Annotated in this window: 18 protein-coding genes; 7 read left to right on the top strand and 11 right to left on the bottom strand. The window is 66.7% G+C overall.

Annotation, left to right across the window (positions count from 1 at the left end):
* Nucleotides 1–12: 12 nt before the first annotated feature.
* Both Q5H94_RS07280 and Q5H94_RS07275 read right to left on the bottom strand, forming a co-directional pair.
* Nucleotides 13–1197, bottom strand: coding sequence for an acetyl-CoA C-acyltransferase (locus Q5H94_RS07280; protein ID WP_304560591.1), 1185 nt, complete (start codon nucleotides 1195–1197; stop codon nucleotides 13–15).
* 12 nt (nucleotides 1198–1209) lie between these two features.
* The gene (locus Q5H94_RS07275) at nucleotides 1210–2337 is read right to left on the bottom strand and encodes an acyl-CoA dehydrogenase family protein (protein WP_304560590.1); all 1128 of its coding nucleotides are present in this window, start codon (nucleotides 2335–2337) and stop codon (nucleotides 1210–1212) included.
* Between the two features lie 73 nt (nucleotides 2338–2410).
* Between Q5H94_RS07275 and Q5H94_RS07270 the strand changes: the two genes are divergently transcribed.
* Together Q5H94_RS07270 and Q5H94_RS07265 are read left to right on the top strand one after the other, a co-directional pair.
* Nucleotides 2411–3049 (top strand): TetR/AcrR family transcriptional regulator, encoded by a 639-nt coding sequence (locus Q5H94_RS07270; protein WP_304560589.1) that lies wholly within the window; start codon nucleotides 2411–2413, stop codon nucleotides 3047–3049.
* 39 nt (nucleotides 3050–3088) lie between these two features.
* Nucleotides 3089–4771: an MFS transporter gene (locus Q5H94_RS07265; RefSeq protein ID WP_304560588.1), complete on the top strand. Its 1683-nt coding sequence runs from the start codon at nucleotides 3089–3091 to the stop codon at nucleotides 4769–4771.
* Nucleotides 4772–4827: 56 nt separating this feature from the next.
* Here the strand turns inward: Q5H94_RS07265 and Q5H94_RS07260 are convergent, their stop codons facing one another.
* A complete protein-coding gene (locus Q5H94_RS07260) occupies nucleotides 4828–6039 on the bottom strand; it encodes a polyhydroxyalkanoate depolymerase (protein ID WP_304560587.1) in 1212 nt (403 codons plus the stop codon).
* Nucleotides 6040–6136: 97 nt separating this feature from the next.
* On the opposite strand from Q5H94_RS07260, the gene Q5H94_RS07255 reads away from it, so the two are divergent.
* Nucleotides 6137–6787 (top strand): glutathione S-transferase family protein, encoded by a 651-nt coding sequence (locus Q5H94_RS07255; RefSeq protein WP_304560586.1) that lies wholly within the window; start codon nucleotides 6137–6139, stop codon nucleotides 6785–6787.
* 198 nt (nucleotides 6788–6985) lie between these two features.
* Here Q5H94_RS07255 and Q5H94_RS07250 read toward each other — a convergent pair whose 3' ends face one another.
* Complete coding sequence (locus Q5H94_RS07250) at nucleotides 6986–7441, bottom strand: MaoC family dehydratase (RefSeq protein ID WP_304560585.1); 456 nt, start codon at nucleotides 7439–7441, stop codon at nucleotides 6986–6988.
* Nucleotides 7441–7680: a hypothetical protein gene (locus Q5H94_RS07245; protein WP_304560584.1), complete on the bottom strand. Its 240-nt coding sequence runs from the start codon at nucleotides 7678–7680 to the stop codon at nucleotides 7441–7443. Before Q5H94_RS07245 ends, Q5H94_RS07250 begins: the two co-directional genes overlap by 1 nt.
* Before the next feature lie 161 nt (nucleotides 7681–7841).
* On the opposite strand from Q5H94_RS07245, the gene Q5H94_RS07240 reads away from it, so the two are divergent.
* On the top strand, nucleotides 7842–9149 hold the full coding sequence (locus Q5H94_RS07240; RefSeq protein WP_304560583.1) for a spinster family MFS transporter: 1308 nt from the start codon (nucleotides 7842–7844) through the stop codon (nucleotides 9147–9149).
* An 87-nt stretch (nucleotides 9150–9236) separates the two neighbouring features.
* Nucleotides 9237–10688 (top strand): aldehyde dehydrogenase family protein, encoded by a 1452-nt coding sequence (locus Q5H94_RS07235; protein WP_304560582.1) that lies wholly within the window; start codon nucleotides 9237–9239, stop codon nucleotides 10686–10688.
* Between the two features lie 12 nt (nucleotides 10689–10700).
* Here Q5H94_RS07235 and Q5H94_RS07230 read toward each other — a convergent pair whose 3' ends face one another.
* From Q5H94_RS07230 to Q5H94_RS07215, 4 genes are all read right to left on the bottom strand, one after another.
* Nucleotides 10701–11357 carry a DsbA family oxidoreductase gene (locus Q5H94_RS07230; RefSeq protein WP_304560581.1) on the bottom strand — a complete coding sequence of 219 codons (657 nt, stop codon included), beginning with the start codon at nucleotides 11355–11357 and terminating at the stop codon, nucleotides 10701–10703.
* Nucleotides 11358–11428: 71 nt separating this feature from the next.
* Nucleotides 11429–13474, bottom strand: a complete 2046-nt coding sequence (locus Q5H94_RS07225) for a 3-hydroxyacyl-CoA dehydrogenase NAD-binding domain-containing protein (RefSeq protein ID WP_304560580.1) — start codon at nucleotides 13472–13474, stop codon at nucleotides 11429–11431.
* A gap of 122 nt (nucleotides 13475–13596) precedes the next feature.
* Nucleotides 13597–14379, bottom strand: a complete 783-nt coding sequence (locus Q5H94_RS07220; RefSeq protein ID WP_304560579.1) for a crotonase/enoyl-CoA hydratase family protein — start codon at nucleotides 14377–14379, stop codon at nucleotides 13597–13599.
* 10 nt (nucleotides 14380–14389) lie between these two features.
* The gene (locus Q5H94_RS07215; protein ID WP_304560578.1) at nucleotides 14390–15190 is read right to left on the bottom strand and encodes an enoyl-CoA hydratase/isomerase family protein; all 801 of its coding nucleotides are present in this window, start codon (nucleotides 15188–15190) and stop codon (nucleotides 14390–14392) included.
* Between the two features lie 62 nt (nucleotides 15191–15252).
* Between Q5H94_RS07215 and Q5H94_RS07210 the strand changes: the two genes are divergently transcribed.
* Complete coding sequence (locus Q5H94_RS07210; RefSeq protein WP_304560577.1) at nucleotides 15253–15897, top strand: TetR/AcrR family transcriptional regulator; 645 nt, start codon at nucleotides 15253–15255, stop codon at nucleotides 15895–15897.
* Entirely contained in the window at nucleotides 15894–16517 is a 624-nt protein-coding gene (locus Q5H94_RS07205; RefSeq protein WP_304560576.1) for a glutathione S-transferase family protein, read from the top strand. Before Q5H94_RS07210 ends, Q5H94_RS07205 begins: the two co-directional genes overlap by 4 nt.
* A gap of 1 nt (nucleotide 16518) precedes the next feature.
* Here the strand turns inward: Q5H94_RS07205 and Q5H94_RS07200 are convergent, their stop codons facing one another.
* Both Q5H94_RS07200 and Q5H94_RS07195 read right to left on the bottom strand, forming a co-directional pair.
* Nucleotides 16519–17454: an NAD(P)H-dependent flavin oxidoreductase gene (locus Q5H94_RS07200; RefSeq protein WP_304560575.1), complete on the bottom strand. Its 936-nt coding sequence runs from the start codon at nucleotides 17452–17454 to the stop codon at nucleotides 16519–16521.
* 28 nt (nucleotides 17455–17482) lie between these two features.
* Nucleotides 17483–18760, bottom strand: a complete 1278-nt coding sequence (locus Q5H94_RS07195) for an acyl-CoA dehydrogenase family protein (protein WP_304560574.1) — start codon at nucleotides 18758–18760, stop codon at nucleotides 17483–17485.
* Between the last annotated feature and the right edge of the window lie 10 nt (nucleotides 18761–18770).

The following is an 18770-nucleotide window of genomic DNA, read 5'->3' as shown; positions in this document are numbered from 1 at the left end:
GGCGGGGATCGATCAGATCAGTTCGAGCGCGACGGCGGTCGCTTCGCCGCCGCCGATGCACAGCGCCGCGACGCCCTTCTTCAGGCCGCGGGTCTTGAGCGCCGCGATCAGCGTCGCGATGATGCGCGCGCCGCTCGCGCCGATCGGATGGCCGAGCGCGGTCGCCCCGCCATTGACGTTGAGCTTCTCGTGCGGGATCGCCAGCTCGTGCATCGCGATCATCGATACGGTCGCGAACGCCTCGTTGACCTCGAACAGATCGACGTCGGCGACACTCCAGCCGGCCTTTTCCAGCACCTTCTGGATGGCCTTGACCGGCGCGGTCGTGAAGCGCGCGGGCTCATGCGCGTGCGCGGCGGTGGCGACGATGACGGCTTCCTTGTTGAGCCCGAGCTTGTCGGCGATGCTCGTGCGCGTCAGCACCAGCGCGGCCGCACCGTCCGAGATCGAGGCCGAGGTCGCCGCCGTGATCGCGCCGTCCTTGGCGAAGGCCGCCTTCAGCGACGGGATCTTGTCGGGCTTGGCGTTGCCGGGCTGTTCGTCCTTGCTGACGATGGTCTCGCCGCCGCGGCCCTTGACGGTGACGGGCACCACCTCGCCGTCGAACGCGCCGCTGTCGATCGCGGCGTTGGCGCGCTTCAGGCTCTCGATCGAATAGGCGTCCATCACCTCGCGGGTGAACTGATATTCGCGCGCCGTCTCCTCGGCGAAGGCACCCATCGGCTTGCCCTTTTCATAGGCGTCCTCAAGGCCGTCATACATCATCGAATCGTAGATCACGTCATGGCCGATGCGCGCGCCGGCGCGGTGCTTGGCCATCATGAAGGGGGCGTTGGTCATGCTCTCCATGCCGCCCGCGATGATGACGTCGGCGGTGCCGGCGGCAAGCGCCTCCGCGCCCATGATCGCGGCCTGCATGCCCGATCCGCACATCTTGTTGACGGTGGTCGCCTCGACCGAATTGGGGAGGCCGGCACCGAGCGCGGCCTGGCGGGCAGGGGCCTGGCCGAGCGCACCGGGCAGCACGCAGCCCATGTAGATGCGGTCGATCTCGGCGGGATCGACCTTCGACCGCTCGACCGCGGCCTTCACTGCCGTGATGCCCAGCTCGACCGCAGTGACGCCCGACAGCGCGCCCTGGAAGCCGCCCATCGGCGTGCGCGCGTAGCTCGAAATGATGATAGGATCTTCACTCATGATATCGATACCTTATAGAGAGCGGGCGATGACCATCCGCTGGATGTCCGACGTGCCCTCGTAAATCTGGCAGACGCGCACGTCACGATAGATTTTTGCAACGCAATATTCCTCCAGATAGCCATAGCCACCCAAAGTTTGAAGGGCCCCCGAACACACCGCCTCGGCGGTTTCGGATGCGACCAGCTTGGCCATTGATGCGGCGGTCAGCGCGGGAAGGGCCGCGTCCTTGGTGGCGGCCGCGTGCAGGACGAGCTGTCGCGCCGCCTCCAGCTTCGCGGCGAGATCGGCAAGGCGGAAGCCCACCGCCTGATGCTCCATAATCGCCTTGCCCATCGACACGCGGTCCTTGGCATAGGCGACGGCGATCTCCAGCGCGGCCTGTGCCATGCCGACGCACTGCGCGGCGATGCCGATCCGTCCCGCTTCGAGATTCGACAGCGCGATGCGGTAGCCGTCGCCCTCGGGCCCGAACAGCAGCGACTCGTCGAGGAACACGTCCTCGAACCGCAGCGCGCACGTGTCGGAGGCGTTCTGGCCCAGCTTGTGCTCGACCTTGTCGACCGAATAGCCCGGCAGGTTTGTGGGGACCAGGAAGGCGGAAATGCCCTTCTTGCCGGCCGCCGGATCGGTGACGGCGATCACCATCGTCACGCCGGCGATCTTGCCCGATGTGATGAACTGCTTGGATCCGTTGAGCTTCCACCCGCCCTCGACGCGCGTCGCGCGGGTGCGGATCGCCGATGCGTCCGATCCCGCGTCGCTCTCGGTCAGCGCGAAGGCACCGATCATCCGCCCGCTCGTCAATTCGGGCAGGAAACGCGCCTTCTGCGCCTCGCTGCCATAGCGCAGGATGCCCGACACCATGATGCTGTTCTGGATCGACACGATCGTCGACAGGGCACCGTCGGCCGCCGCCACCTCGATCAGCGCGAGCGCATAGGATACATAGTCCGCCTCGGCACCGCCCACCGCCTCGGGCGCGGTCATGCCCATCAGTCCCAGTCCGGCGAGTTCGGTGAACAGCGCGGGCGGATAGCCGCCGGCCTGTTCATAGGCCGCGCTGTTGGGCCGGATCTGCTCCTGCGCAAAGTCGCGAACCGCATCCCGGATGGCGGATTGGACGTCGGAAAGCACCATGAATCTACGCCTCGGAATATATTATACCGGCGGGTAGTTGCCACCCGGCGGCCATCCGTGTCAAGGTTGCACCATGCCAGCCGCCTCTCCCAACAGCCGGGCTTCCCCTTTCAAATCGGACACGGATCGCGAGGCCGAACGGTCGGAAAAGCGCATCGCGCTGCTGCGCGCGGCGGTGCATCTGTTCAACGAACGCGGCTTTCACGCAACCTCGCTCGAGGAGGTCGCGGCGAGCCTCGGCGTGACCAAGCCCGTCATATATCATTATCTCGGCAACAAGGATCAGGTCGCGTTCGAATGCGTGCGGATCGGCGTGGAGCAGCTTCACGCCGCCGCCGCGGATGCGGCGGCGCAGCCGGGCACCGGGCTCGACCGGCTGCGTGCCTTCCTGCTGCGCTATGCCGCGATCATGATGGACGATTTCGGGCGCGGCGTGGTGCGGATCGGCGACGATACGCTCTCCGTGCCGATGCGCGCGCGCTTCCGCGCGTTGAAGTCGGAGATCGACGCCGCGCTGCGCGCGATGATCGATGCGGCGGTGGCCGACGGGTCGGCGCGGGCCGCCGATACGCGGCTGGCGGCGTTCGCGATCGCGGGCGCGCTCAACTGGCCCTCGCACTGGCACCGGCAGGACGGGCCGCAGACGGTGGAGCAGATTGCGGCCGGGCTGGTAGATTTTCTTTGCGATGGGCTGTCGAATCCGCGGCGATAATGCGTCATTGAGGCCGTGAAGAGGATCGAAAGGACCAACATGGCCCAACCGGACCAGGGTACACAGGCCGCGCCCGCACCGCGCCCCGGCGGCATCGGCGAGCCGTTGCGCACGCCGCTGTTCCGCCGCATCTGGAGCGCGAGCCTGCTCTCCAACCTCGGCCTGATGATCCAGGCGGTCGGCGCGGCCTGGTCGATGACGCAGCTTACCACCGACGTGTCGATGGTCGCGCTGGTGCAGACCGCGCTGATGCTGCCGATCATGCTGGTATCGATCCCGGCCGGCGCGATCGCCGATATGTACGATCGCCGCAAGGTCGGCATCTTCGCGCTCTCGGTCTCGCTCGCGGGCGCGACCGCGCTGACGCTGGTGACGGCGGCGAACCTCGCGTCGCCCTGGTCGCTGCTCGGCTTCTGCTTCCTGATCGGCACCGGCATGGCGCTGTTCGGCCCCGCCTGGCAGTCGTCGGTCAGTGAACAGGTGCCGCCGCACACGCTGCCGCAGGCGGTCGCGCTCAATTCGATCAGCTACAATATCGCGCGCAGCTTCGGCCCCGCGATCGGCGGCATCATCGTCGCGGCGGCGGGCGCGGTGGCGGCCTTCTGCGCCAACGCCGTGCTCTACGTCCCGCTGCTCATCGTGCTGATCCTGTGGCGGCGCGTCGCCGTGCCCGCGCGGCTGCCGCCCGAACGGCTCGATCGCGCGATCACCTCCGGCTTCCGCTACGTCATCCATTCGCCCTCGATCCGCGTCGTCCTGTGGCGGACGGCGGCGACGGGCGTGGCGGGGGGGTCGGTGTCGGCGCTGATGCCGCTCGTTGCGCGCGATCTGCTGGGCGGCAGCGCCGAAACCTACGGCCTCATCCTCGGCGCCTTCGGGATCGGCGCGGTCGCCGGCGCGCTCAACATCAACACCGTCCGCAACCGGTTGAGCAGCGAGCAGGCGGTAAGCCTGTGCGCGGTGGTGATGGCGATCGCGATCACCACCGAGGCGCTGAGCCCGTGGCTCGCGCTCACCGCGCTGGTGCTGGTCGCGGCGGGCGCCGCCTGGATGGTCAGCGTCACGATCTTCAACATCGGCATTCAGCTTTCCGCGCCGCGCTGGGTGGCGGGGCGGACGCTGGCGGCGTTCCAGGCGGCGATCGCCGGCGGCATCGCGATCGGCAGCTGGCTGTGGGGCCATGTCGCGCAAGGGTACGGCGTCTCGACCGCGCTGCTCGCCTCGGCGGCGATGATGGCGCTGACGCCTTTGCTCGCGCGCTGGCTGCGGATGCCGGCGGAGGTCGACGACGACAAGGAGGCGATCGATCTCGGCGCGCCCGAAAGCGCGCTGGCGCTCACCGCGCGCAGCGGGCCGATCGTGGTCGAGGTCGAATATTGCGTGTCGATGGAGGAAGCGCGCGCTTTCTACGGCGTGATGCAGAAGGTGCAGCTCACGCGCCACCGCAACGGCGCCTACGACTGGTCGATCGCGCGCGACATCGCCGATCCGACCTTGTGGACCGAACGCTTCCATTGCCCGACCTGGCTCGACTACCTCCGCCTGCGCAGCCGCCACACCGCGGGTGAAATCGAAATTCAGCAGGTCGCAGAAAGCTACCACCGCGGCGAAGGCCCGCTGCGCGTGCGGCGGATGCTCGAGCGGCCGTTCGGTTCTGTACGCTGGAAAGAGGACGCGCCGGATGCGGGCCGCTCTGAAGTGCTGCCGATCACCGCGACTTGACGCCACCGACCGCAGCGACCGTCAAGTCCGATAATATTTCTTATGTTAAGTCTTGGCTACTGGACCGCGAGGATCAGGCTGCGGATCTGCGGATAGATCTGGCGTTCCCATTTGCTGCCGCTGAACACGCCGTAGTGGCCGACGCCCGGCTGCAGATGATGGCGCTTCAGATGCGGGCGCAGCGACGAGCAGAGATCGTGCGCCGCCGCCGTCTGGCCGACCGCGCAGATGTCGTCGCGCTCGCCCTCGACGGTCAGCAGCGCGGTCTTGCGGATCTTGTCCGGCTGCACCGGCGCGCCCTTGTACGTCAGCTCGCCCTTGGCCAGCAAAGTGCGCTGGAACACACGGTCGACCGTCTCCAGATAGAATTCGGCCGTCAGGTCGAGCACCGCGAAATATTCGTCGTAGAAGTCGCGGATGCCCTGCGCCTTGTCGTCCTCGCCGTCGGCATAGCTCTGATACAGCGCGATGTGCTGCGCCATGTGGCGGCCCATGTTCATCGACATGAAGGCGGTGAGCTGCATGAAGCCGGGATACACTTTCCGTCCGCGCCCCTTGTAGCGCAGCGGCACGGTGGAGATGAGGTTGTCGCGGAACCACTCGATCGGCTTGGTCATCGCCAGATCGTTGACGACGGTCGGCGAGATGCGGGTGTCGACGGGCCCGCCCATCAGCGTCATCGAGCGCGGCTGGCACGGATGATCGTCCGCCGCCATCACCGCCACCGCGGCGAGCGCATGGACGCACGGCTGGCACACGGCGACGATGTTCGCGCCCGGTCCCATCTCCTCCAGGAAGCGGATAACATAGGCGACATAGTCATCGAAGCCGAAACTGCCCGCCGACACCGGCACGTCGCGCGCGTTGACCCAGTCGGTGATGTAGACGTCGTGGTCGCGCAGCAGCGTCTCCACGGTGTTGCGCAGCAGCGTGGCGAAATGCCCCGACAGCGGCACCACCACCAGCACCTTGGGCTTGGGTTCGCTATCGTCCTTGGCAAAGTGCAGCAGGTTGCCGAACGGCAGCGAGAAGACGACCTCCTCGCGCACGTCGAGCAACCGGTTGCCCGACTGGACCTGGGCGATGCCGAACGGGGGCTCCTTGTGAGTCAGCTTGGTCTCGGCGAGCACGTGCGCCAGCGCCGCGAAACGGCTGCCGAGCGGCCCCGCCTCCCAGGCCCAGCGGTTGTCCAGCATCACCTGCGCGCCGTACCGCGCGGGCGCCATCATGTCAGACCATGCCTGATATGCGCCGTACAGATTCGCCAACCCCACGCCCCTCTTCGAACCAATCGATATCTCTTAAACACGCAATGCCGCATTGCACCATAGAATGTTTGCGCGCATGGTTCCCGCGGAGGGATGCATGACCGCGATTTTGACGCTTTCCAGCAAGAACTATTCGTCCTGGTCGCTGCGCGGATGGCTGTTGTGCCGCCTGGCCGGCATCGATTTCGCTGAAGAGATGGTGCCCGTGGACGCGAGTACGCGCGCGGAGCTGCTGCTGCTATCACCCTCGGTGCGTGTACCGCGCCTCACCGACGATGCCGTCAGCGTCTGGGATACGCTGGCGATCGCGGGCTATCTCAATGAGAAATATCCCGAAGCCGGCATGTACCCCGTCGATCTCGTCCAGCGCGCGCATTGCCGCGCAATCGCGGGCGAGGTGCATTCGGGCTTCTACAACCTCCGTTCCGCCCTGCCGATGAACCTGCGCGTCCGCCACGAGAGCTTCAAGATCTTCTCCGGCGCGCGCCCCGATATCGAACGTATCGTAGAGATCTGGCAGGATTGCCTCGCGCGCTACGGCGGGCCTTTCCTGTTCGGGACGAAACCGACCGTCGCCGATGCGATGTACGCGCCGGTCGCGACGCGATTCGTGACGTACAATGTCGCGCTGCCGACCGCCGCCGCCGCGTACCGCGACACGATCATGGCCTGGGCGCCGGTGCAGGAATGGATCGCCGCGGCGGAGAAAGAGCCCGACGAGATGGAGGAGCTCGAAGTCGAGTTCTGACGCGCCGCGCGTTGGACTCGTCGCGCCCGTTCAGGCGGCGATCGCCTCGGTCGCCTACCTCAGGCTTGCGCAACGCAGTGATACGCTCCGCAAACGGCAGCGGCCTACGCGCCTCGTAGGACAGACCGCCAGAGAACGGACTGCGCGCCGTCCTTTTCGACAGAGTGGCGGCGTTGGAACAGAGCGGCATCGGTCATGTCACGCCTCCGGCCGCTTCTTGACCATCGCCATGCGCAGACACCTGCACACGATCTCGTCGCGCTGGTTGAGCAGGGTGTGCGCGAAGGTGACGACGCCTGCACCCGGTCGGGAGTTGCTTGCGCGCAGATCGCTTACCTCGCTGGTCGCGCGCATTGTGTCGCCGAGAAACACGGGCTTCGGCATCACCAGCTTGTCGTAACCCAGGTTCGCGATCAGCGTGCCAAGCGTCGTGTCGCTGATCGTAAGTCCGATCATCAGCGCGAAGGTGAAGGTGCCGTTGACGAGGATCTGGCCGAACTCGCTCGCCTTCGCCGCCTCGATATCGAGGTGCAGCGGCTGCGGATTGTGCGTCATCACCGAGAAGAGCAGATTGTCGGTTTCGGTGACGGTGCGACGGATCTCATGCTCGAGCCGGTCGCCAACCCGCCATTCGTCGAAATGCCTGCCTGCCATTATTCGCCTTTCACTTCGATGTCCGTATCGATGCGCACGAGCAGTGCCTCGACCTGGATCTGTGCCACGCCAAAGCGGGAAGCGATCTTGTTAGAGCAACGTGGCAGCCGGCGGCAACGACGCTCAAGATTTCCGTCGATCAATTCAGCTACCGAAAGCACTGGCGCCGAACCGTGTGAAAGAGTCTTCGTGCCGAGAGACAGCCACAGGGCACCGAACTGCCGCGACTGCACGAGCACCGGCTCGCCCTCGCGGATACCGCATCGGCCCCGCGCAGCAGCGTCTCTATTGCCGGATGCGTACCGCTCAGAGCGTTCGAATATGGCCGTGCGCTCAACTTGGCCTTGCCCATCGTGACGCGGCGTGGTTGCTTGGCGGCAACAACGACCGGGAGAGAATTGTGGAGAGCAACGAGAGCGATACGTCGCGCGCGCACGCCTTTTGGACACCGCGGCGACGCCACTACGTCCTCTTCATCCTCTGCCTTGTCGGGATCTTCAATTTCATCGACCGTCAGATTCTGGCGATCCTGCTCGAGCCGATCAAGGAAGACCTGAAAGTCACCGATACGGCGATGGGCCTGCTGTCGGGCGTCGCCTTCGCGGCTTTCTACGTCACCGCCGGCTTTCCGCTCGCGCGCATTGCCGACCGCGGCAACCGCCGCACGCTGATCGCGATCTGCCTGGCGGTGTGGAGCGTCGCGACGGCCGCCTGCGGCATCGTCACCTCCTATGTACAGTTGATCATCGCGCGCATGGGCGTGGCGGGTGGCGAGGCGGGTGCCTATCCCGCCTCGCAATCGATCATCGCCGATCTCTATCCGGTCTCGCAGCGCGGCACGGTGATCGGCATCCTGCTGGCGGCGCAATCGATCGGCATCGCATTCGGGCTGTTCTTCGGCGGGTGGCTCAACCACGCCTTCGACTGGCGCACGGCGTTCATCGTCGTCGGCCTGCCGGGGCTGCTGCTGGCGATCGTCGTCATCCTCACCGTCACCGAACCGCCGCGCGGTATGGCGGACGGCACGCCGCAGGCCGTCGGCGATACGCCGTCGGCCGCGGAGGTGGCGCGCTTCATCTTCGGGACGCCGGCAATGCTGCTGCTGCTCGTCGTGGCGATCTGCAACGCCTTCACCGGCTATTCGCTGCTAGCCTGGACGCCCGCCTTCTTCATGCGCGTACACGGCATGAACACGCTCGAAGTCGGCAAGTGGATGGGGTTGGTCATCGCTTCGGGCCTGTTCGTCGGCAACATCTTTGCCGGGCGGCTTTCGGACACCGTCGCGAAGGGCAACCTGTCGACCTACATGATCGTCTCGGGCTGTTTCGCTCTGGTCTCGATCCCGTTCGGCGCGTGGTTCGCACTCGCCCCAAGCACGAGCCATTCGCTCGCCGGCCTGTTCATCGGCCATCTGCTGATGACCGGCTGGCTGCCACCCGTCTATGCGGTGGCGATCGGCCTCGCCCCGCCCCGGATGCGCGCGATGGTGATCGCTGTGGTCGGCTTCTGCATGACGCTGATGGGAATCGGCCTGGGTCCGCTCGCCGTCGGCGCCGTCAACGATGCGCTGAAGCCAGCATTCGGGCAGGAAGCGGTGCGCTATTCACTGCTGTTCATCCATAGCGGATTGCTGTTCGGCGGGCTTGCCGCGTTCGTGACGGCGTGGCTGCTGCGCAAGCGCGCGACGGCGATCGCAGCGGCGATATGATATTGTAAATGGCGGTTGACTTGCTTGCCGCTTGCCATCATTCCCTGTCGCGACCGGCCGTTCCAAGAGCCAATTGGAGAGTATCGCATGGACTATGCAGCCCCTTCAGCCCTGATCCGCATCGGCAACGAAGACCTCGATAGCGGCAGCGGCGGCACCTACGACCACTATAATCCCGTCTCGGGCGAAGTGCAGGCGACGATCCCGCTCGCCGGCAAGGCCGAGATCGACCGCGCCGTCGAAAAGGCCGCGGCCGTCGCCGGGGAATGGCGTCGCACCCGTCCCGAGGTACGCCGCGAGATCCTGAACAAACTTGCCGTGCTGATCCGCGAGAACGCCGGCGAATTCGCGCGCCTCGCCGCGATCGACGGCGGCACGACGCTGCCTGCGGGCACCGGCATGGCGATGCTCGCCGCCGAATGGTTCGCTTATTATGCAGGCTGGCCCGACAAGCTCGGCGGCGAATTGCTCTCGACCTTCGATACGCGCGGGGAGTTCGCCTATACCACGCCTGAGCCCTACGGCGTCGTCGGCATCATCATCACCTGGAACGGGCCGATCATCTCGATCGGCATGAAGGTCGCGCCCGCGCTTGCCGCAGGCAACTGCATCGTCGTCAAACCCGCCGAGCTGACGCCCTTCGCCTCCGACTATTTCATGACATTGGCGCGCCAGGCCGGCGTGCCCGACGGCGTGCTGTCGATCATGCCCGGCGACGTCTCGGCCGGCGAGGCTCTCGTCGCGCATCCCAAGGTCGAGATGATCAGCTTCACCGGCGGGCCGATTGCGGCGCGACGTATCCTCGTCGCCTGCGCGGAGCAGATGAAGCCCGCCGTGCTCGAACTGGGCGGCAAATCGGCGAGCCTGCTCTTCCCCGATTGCGACGTCGATGCCGCCTGCGCCCGCGCCGTCCAATGGTCGATCGGCATCATGGCGGGCCAGGGCTGCGCGTTGCCGACGCGGCTGATCGTCCATGAGTCGATTCACGACGAGGTGGTCGAGAAGCTGAAGGCGATCGCGTCGGCGTACAAAGTCGGCGACCCGTTCGAGGAGGGCGTCGCGGTTGGCCCGGTGATCAACGCCGCCGCCGCGGACCGCATCATGGGCATGCTCGACCGCGTGCGCTCGGAAGGCTCCGGCAAGATCGTCATGGGCGGCCAGCGCTGCGGCGGCGCGCTCGCGGGCAAGAATTTCATCGAGCCGACGATCATCACCGATGTCGACCCCGACAGCGAGATCGCGCAGATCGAGGTTTTCGGCCCCGTGCTGATCGTCCAGAAATTCGCCGACGAGGATGAGGCGGTGCGCCTCGCCAACGCGACGCAATACGGGCTGGCCGCCTATATCCAGTCGAACGACGTCAAGCGCGTCCACCGGCTCGCCGAGCGGCTGAAGGCGGGCGGCGTCTACGTCAACGGCGCGGTGCAGATCAATCCGCACACGCCGTTCGGCGGCCTCGGCGTATCGGGCTACGGCAAGGAAGGCGGCCGCGCCGGGATCGACGAGTTCCTGCGCTACAAGACGATCGCTATCGCCTGATCGCGGCGCGCGTTACGCGGGCGCGAGATCGCTCGCGATGCTGCGTAGCGCGCGTTCGAACGCCGCCGGTTCGTGCCCGCCGCTGATGACGTAGCGATCGTTGATGACGATCGTCGGCACGGCGGTGATGCCCTCCTGCCGCCAGGTGCGCTCCTCGCCGCGAACGTCCTCGGCATAATCGCCGCGCGTCAGCACGCCGCGTGCCGCCTCCGCATCGAGACCGGCCGCCTCCGCCGCCGCGACCAGCACGTCGTGATCGGCGATGTTCCTGCCGTCCGTGAAATAGGCGGTGAAAAGCGCGTGTTTCAGCGCGGCCTGACGCCCTTCGAGCCCCGCCCAGTGCAGCAGCCGGTGCGCATCGAAACTGTTGTAGATGCGCCCGTCTCCACCACGGTTCATCGTGAAGCCGACCGCCGTCGCGCGCTCGCGCAGCGCGTCGCGGTTGCGCGCGGACTGTTCCGGGTTCGCGCCGTATTTCCGCGCGATATGCTCGGCGGTGTTCTCGCCCTCGGGCGGCATGTCGGGGTTGAGTTCGAACGGATGGAAGGCGATGTCCGCCGCGACGAGATCGCCGACCTCCTCCAGCGCGATCTCCAGCCCACGCAGCCCGATCACGCACCACGGGCACACCACGTCCGAGACGAAATCGATCTTGAGAGGCACCGCCATATCCGTTGTCCTTTCGCGGTTTCGGTGTTCAGCCGCGCTGAACACCGAAACGCAACGGATATGGGCGCGGATCAGCCCTGCGTGAAGGTCTTGCCCTCGGCGGCCAGCGTCTTGAGCAGCTTCGACGGCTCGATCCCCATCTTCTCAAGGCCAGCGACAACCTTGGCGAGGCCCACGGTGTCCGCCCAGAACATCGGCCCGCCGGTGTAGACCGGCCAGTTGTAGCCGAGGATCGCGGCGACATCGACGTCCGACGCGCGGATCGCGATATTCTCCTCCAGCACCTTCGCGCCTTCGTTGACGACCGGATAAAGCAGCCGCGCGACGACGTCCTCGGCCGGGATCGAGCCGGTCGAAGCGATGCCCTTGAACTTGGCGAAATCGGCGATCAGCTCCGCCGCGACCGGCGAGGGCGTGGCGGTGCGCTTCTCGTCGTAATCGTAATAGCCGCCGTTCTTCTTCTGGCCGAGCCGGTCCTGCTTGACGAGATCGCCGCGCACGGTGCGCTCGGTCTCGTCGCGGCCGATCACGTCGAGGCCGACGAGATCGATCATCTGGAACGGCCCCATCGCGAAGCCGTAGTCGTAGATCGCCTTGTCGACTTCCTGCGGGGTCGGGCCCTCGAGGATCAGCGCATCGGCCTGGCGGCCGCGCTGCGACATGATGCGGTTGGCGATGAAGCCGTTGCACACGCGGCTCAGCACCGGCACCTTACCGATCTGCTTGGCGAGCTTCATCGCCGTCGCGATCACCTCGTTCGAGGTCTTTTCGCCGCGCACCACTTCGAGCAGGCGCATGACGTTGGCGGGCGAGAAGAAGTGCAGGCCGACCACCCAGTCGGGCCGCTTGGTCGCGGCGGCGATCTCGTCGAGATCGAGGAACGAGGTGTTCGACGCCAGGATCGCGCCCTGCTTGCAGACCGCGTCGAGCTTGCCGAAGATATCCTTCTTGACGCTCATCTCCTCGAACACCGCCTCGATCACCAGATCGACCTCGGCCAGCGCGTCGATGGAGAGCGCGGGCGTGATGAGCGCCATGCGCTGCTCGACCTGCTCGGCCGTCATCCGGCCCTTGGCAGCGGTGTTCTCGTAATTCTTGCGGATGACGGCGACGCCGCGATCGAGCGCTTCCTGCTTCATCTCGACCAACGTCACGGGGACGCCGATGTTGAGGAAGTTCATGGTGATGCCGCCACCCATCGTGCCGGCGCCGATCACGCCGACCGTCTTGACCGGGATCGTCGGCGTCGAGGAGGGCACGTCCGGCACCTTCGACGTCTCACGCTCGGCGAAGAAATAGTAACGCTGCGCGGCGGATTCGGTGCTGGTCACGAGTTCCTGGAACAGCTCGCGCTCGCGTTCCATCCCCTTGTCGAAATCCTCGATCTCGGCCGCAGCCTCGATCGCCTTGACGATATTGAACGGCGCCTTGAAACCGCGGAAGGCGCGCGCGTTCTTCTTCAGGAAGTCGGCGTAGATCTCGGGCTTGCCGCGCGACGGCGCGACCTTGTCCTGGCGGTCGCGCACGCGCACCGGCGGCTGATCGACGATCGTGCGGGCGAAGGCGACCGCGTCCTCCTTCAGCTTGCCCTCTTCGGCGAGCGCATCGATCATGCCGAGCTCCAGCGCCTTCTTGGCAGGCACCGGCGCGCCGGTCGTCATGATGTCGAGCGCCTTGTCGATGCCGACGATGCGCGGCAGGCGCTGCGTGCCGCCAGCACCCGGCAGCAGGCCGAGATTGACCTCGGGCAGGCCGACCTTGGCCGAGGGCACCGCGATCCGGTAGTTGCAGATCAGCGCCAGTTCGTAACCGCCGCCGAGCGCGGTGCCGTGGATCGCCGCGACCACCGGCTTCGAACCGTTCTCGATGATGTCGAACACGTCGTGCAGGCCGGGGCCGCGCGGCGGCTTGCCGAATTCGGAGATGTCGGCACCCGCGAAGAAGGTACGGCCCGCGCAGATCAGCACGATCGCCTTCACGCTGTCGTCGGCGGTGAACTTGCGGAAGCCCTCGTCCAGCGCGACGCGCGTGTTGTAGCCGAGCGCGTTCACCGGCGGGCTGTCGATCGTGATAATGCCGATGCCGTCCTCGACGGTGTACGTGCCTGCTTCGCTCATGGTGTCGCTCCGGGTCCGATGGTTTGGGATGGGGGTTTGGGATGTGGGGTTTGGAGGGGTCTTTGCCGTGGTCGCGCGTGGAGCGCAACCGGGCACATGGTGATCCTGGTTAGCGTTGTCGCTCAGTCCTCGAACACCGGCGCACGCTTCTCGCGCGCGGCGGCGACCGTCTCGTGATGGCCGGCCGAATCGAGCAGGATCTGCTGTTCTTCCGATTCGGCGAGCAGGATGTCCGCCGCGCTCGCCTCCGCCGTCATGTTGAGCAGGCGCTTGCCGGCGCGGATCGCCTGCGGGCTGTTGGCGGCGATCTCGGCGGCGAGTTTCATCGCGCGCGCGCGCGGGTCGGCATCGACATGCGTGACGATGCCGAGCGCCTGCGCCTCCGTGCCGCTCATCTTGCGCGCGGTGTAGGTGATCTCGCGCGCGATATCGTCGCGCACCAGCCCGCGCATCAGCGCAATGCCGGCGACGTCGGGCGCGAGGCCCCAGCGTGCCTCCATCATCGAAAGCTGGGCATCGGGCGCGGCGATGCGGATATCGGCGCCGAGCATCATCTGGAACCCCGCGCCGAAGGCGAAGCCGTGGACGGCGGCGATCACCGGCACCGGCAACGTGCGCCAGCCCCAAGCGATCTGCTGGAACAGGTTCGCCTCGCCGTGCGTGCGCGGCATCAGATCGCGCAAGGCGGGGTTGCTCGCGAGGCCGTCGAGATCGACGCCCGCGCAAAAGCCCCTGCCCTCGCCGGACAGAACGACGCAGCGCACGCCCTTCATCGTGCCGAGCGTATCGATCGCGGCGACAATCCCCTCGAACTGCGCCTGGTCGAGCGCGTTGAGCTTGTCGGCGCGATTGAAGCGCACGTCGGCGACGCCGTTCGCAAGGGCGATGGTAACGCGGTCGGACATATGGTCGCTCCTATCGGCCCTGGTAGACGGGCGGGCGCTTCTCGACGAAGGCCTGCATCGCCTCGACATGATCCTGCGTCGCGGTCAACAGGATCTGCTGGCGATCCTCCAGCGCCATCGCCGCATCGAGGCTCTGCGCATCGACGTTGAAATTGAGCGCCTCCTTCGACATCCGCAAGCCCAGCGGCGCGTTCGCCACCATCTCGGCGGCGAGCGACAGGCCGGTGTCGAGCAGTGCCTCCTCCGCGACCACGTCGCTCAGCAGCCCGACGCGCAAGGCGCGGTCGGCATGGATGAAGCGGCCGGTCAGGATCAGCTCGGAGGCGATCGACACCCCGACGAGGCGCGGCAGGAAATAGCTCGATCCGATGTCGCAGCCGCCCAGCCCGATCTTGATATAGGCCGCGTTCATCCTGAGGCTCGGCGCGCCGAAGCGCACGTCGGCCGCCAGCATCATCGAAAAGCCGGCCCCGCAGGCAGCCCCGTGGCCCAGCGCGATGATCGGCTGCGGGCAGGTGCGCATCCGGCGCATGATATCGCCCATCATCTTCTGCGTGCGGCCCATGTGGACGACCATCTTCTCGCCCTCGGGCAGCGGCCACGCCTTGATGTCGAGGCCCGCGCAAAAGCCGCGCCCCGCCGCGCGCAACACGACGACGCGCACGTCGAGCCGGTCGTGCAGCCGGGTGAAATAGTCGACCAGCTCGGTCGCGAACTCCGGGGATACGGCGTTCAGCACGTCGGGCCGGTTGAGCGTGACGATCTCCACCGAATCGCGCCGTTCGACCAGGAAATTGCGGTATTCCGGCACGCTGCCACCCTCTCGTTCGATTAGTGCTTCCGTCAGATAACGCCGTTATCTATCGTCGTGCAATGCCCGTCCTGCTCACCGATGCCCAGATCGCCGAAGGCCGCGCCCGGATCGTCGCCGTGGCGGAGCGGCAGGCGGTCGAACTCGGGCTCGAACGGCTGTCGATGCACGGCATCGCGCGCGAACTCGGCTGGAGCGCGACGGCGCTCTACCGCTATTTCGACAACAAGGACGCGATCCTCGCCGCCGCGCGCACCGCCGCCTACGATCGCCTGTCGGACCAACTTGAGGCGGCGATGGCACGGCCGGGCGACATCTGGTCGCGCTCGCGCGAGGTCGGCAACGCCTATGTCGATTTCGCCTTCGCGCATCCCGAGGCTTACCGGCTGATCTTCGAATTCGCACAGCCCGGACGTGGTCAATATCCCGAACTCGATGCCGCCAATGCGCGCGGCCGCAGCAACATGATCGGCTATGTCGAACAGATGGTCGCGCAGGGCGCGGTCGATGCGGATCCGGTGCTGCTCGCCCACGTCTTCTGGGCGGGGCTGCACGGCGTCGTGTCGCTGCAGATGGCGGGCAAGCTCGGCCCCGACGCGCCGCCGTTCGAAACGATCCGCCGCGACATGGTGCGCCGGATCATCCGCAGCGCGCTTGGCCCCACCGCGCGCCGTCCGATCCGAAACCCGGCAGGAGAGCAACGATGATCACCGTCCACCACCTCACCTATTCGCGCTCGACGCGCATCCTCTGGCTGCTGGAGGAGATGGGCGAGCCGTACGAGATGGTGACATGGCACCGCGACGCGAAGATGCGTGCGCCGCACGAGATGCGGAAGGTCCATCCGCTCGGCAAGGGACCGACGATCGAGGACGGAGAACGTGTCATCGCCGAATCGGGGGCGATCATCGAATATCTGGTAGCCACTTACGGCAAGGGCCGGTTCGGCCCGGCGGCGGGCGATGCGGACTGGCCGGCCTACCTCGAATGGCTGCATTTCGGCGAAAGCTCGGCGATGCTCGGCATCATCATGCGGATGCTGGGCGGGCGCGACGGCCTGCCCAAACACGCCCGCGCCTATGCCGACGAGAGCATCGATCTGGCGATGTCGTCGCTGGAGACGGCGCTGGAACGGCGCGACTTCCTCGTCGGTAACGCGCTGACCGGCGCGGACGTGCAGATCCAGTACGTCATCGAGACCGCGATCGCGCTCGGCCTGCTCGGCGAGCGGCCGGTCCTGATCGCCTATAACGACCGGCTGACCGCCCGCCCCGCCTATGTCCGCGCGATCGAGAAGGGCGGCCCGACGATGCTGCCGCGCCGGTAGCTCAGGCCGCCAGCCGCGCCAGCGCCGCGCGATATTCGCGCGCCAGCCGCGCGATCAGTTCGGCGGCGGGCACCACCTTGTCGATCGTGCCGATGCCCTGGCCGCACCCCCAGATGTCGCGCCACGCCTTCTTGCCCTCGCTGATCGCGGCGAAATCCATCTTCGACGGATCGGAGATTTCGAGGTTCGCGGGGTCGAGCCCGGCGGCGACGATGCTCGGCTTCAGATAGTTGCCGTGTACGCCAGTGAAGAGATTCGAATAGACGATGTCGTCGGCACCGCTGTCGACGATCATCTGCTTGTAGGCGGGCTCCGCATTGGCCTCCTCCGTGGCGATGAAGGCCGAACCGATATAGGCGAAGTCCGCCCCCAGCGCGCGCGCCGCCGCGATCGCATCGCCGGAGGTGATCGAACCCGACAAGGCGAGCGGCCCGTCGAACCAGCTGCGGATTTCCTGCACCAGCGCGAAGGGCGAGAGCGTGCCGGCGTGGCCGCCCGCGCCCGCCGCCACCGCGACGAGGCCGTCTGCGCCCTTCTCGATCGCCTTGTGCGCGAAGGCGTTGTCGATCACGTCGTGGAACACCAGCCCGCCATAGCTGTGGATCGCCTCGTTGAGCGCGGTTTGCGCGCCGAGCGAGGTGATGACCATCGGCACCTGATATTTCACGCACAGCGCGAGATCTTCCTCGAGGCGCGGATTGGTCTTGTGGACGATCAGGTTGACCGCGAACGGCGCGTCCTGATCGGTCAATTCGCGCCGCAGCCGCTTGAGCCACTCCTCGAACGTGCCCGAGGGCCGCGCGTTGAGCGACGGGAACGAGCCGACGACGCCCGCCTTGCACTCGGCGATGACGAGTTCGGGCTGCGAGATGATGAACAGGGGCGACGCGATCGCCGGGATCGAGAGACGGCCTTCGAAGAGTTTGGGAATGGGCATGGACTGACTTTCTCGGGGAGGAGCTTCGTTAGCGCTTGGCGCTCGCGGCGGTGGGGATCTGGTCGAACGGCACGTCCTTGTCGGCACGGATGTCGGCGGGCAGGCCAAGCACGCGCTCGGCGATGATGTTGCGCAACACCTCGTCGGAGCCGCCCTCGATCCGCGTCGCGGGCGAGCGCAGCAGCATCTCCTGGAAGCGCGCGCGATCGGGCGCCAGCTCCTTGTCCTGCAGCAGCCCCGCCTCGCCTTCGAGATCGAGCGCGAAGCGGGCGATATCCTGCATCATCGCCCCGGCGACGAGCTTGCCGATCGAATTCTCCGGCCCCGGCTGTTCCCCGCGCGACAGCGCCGAGATCGAGCGGAAGGCCGAATATTGCAGCCCGCTCGCCCGCACCGCGAACCTGGCGAGTTGCGAGCGCACGCGCGGATCGTCGATCGCGGGGCCGTTTTCGGTTTCGATCTGCGTGCAGAGATCGAGCAGTTGCGGAAAGCCGGTCGGCATCGATCCGCCGATCGACATGCGCTCGTTCATCAGCGTGGTCAGCGCGACGGTCCACCCCTGCCCCACCTCGCCGAGCCGCTGCGCATCGGGGATGCGGACGTCGGTGAAATAGACCTCGTTGAAGACCGATTCCTCGTTCATCTGCCAGATCGGGCGGATCTCGACGCCGGGCGATTTCATGTCGAGGAAGAACATCGTCAGCCCGCGATGCTTGAGCACGGTGGGGTCGGTGCGGGTGATGAGCAGGCCCCAGTCGGCATCGCGCGCGCCGCTCGTCCAGATCTTCTGGCCGTTGATGATCCAGTCGCCTGCCCCGGCCTCCGAGCCGGGGTCGCCGTCCTGCACCGCTTTCGTGCGGATGCCGGCAAGGTCCGAGCCCGCGACGGGTTCGGAGAACAACTGGCACCAGATGTCCTCGCCGGCGGCGAGGCGCGGCAGCAGGTGGCGTTTCTGTTCCTCGCTCGCCCAGGCCATCACCGTCGGGCCGCACATGCCGAAGCCGATGTTGAACGGACCGGAGAGCTTGCCGAACACGCCCTCCTCCTCGCTCCAGATCACCTGTTCGATCGGGCTCGCCCCCGCGCCGCCGTATTCCCTGGGCCAGCGCAAGGCCGCCCAGCCGGCATCGAACTTCTTCTTCTGCCACGCCTTCGCCGCCGCGATCCGGTCGACGCTGTGGAGATGGAGGTGGCCGAAGCCCGAGACGTCGAGCTCGGGCCCGAGCTCGAACGGCGCGTTGTTGGCGATCCAGGCGGCGGCGCGGGCGCGGAAATCGGCTTCCTGCGGGGTATCGTCGAAATTCATGGTCGCATCT

Origin of the sequence: Sphingomonas immobilis, from assembly GCF_030580995.1 — a bacterium.
In the GTDB taxonomy this organism is placed as follows: domain Bacteria; phylum Pseudomonadota; class Alphaproteobacteria; order Sphingomonadales; family Sphingomonadaceae; genus Sphingomonas; species Sphingomonas immobilis.
The sequence above is the reverse complement of the archived record's forward strand: the minus strand, read 5'-3'. Positions and strand labels throughout refer to the sequence as shown.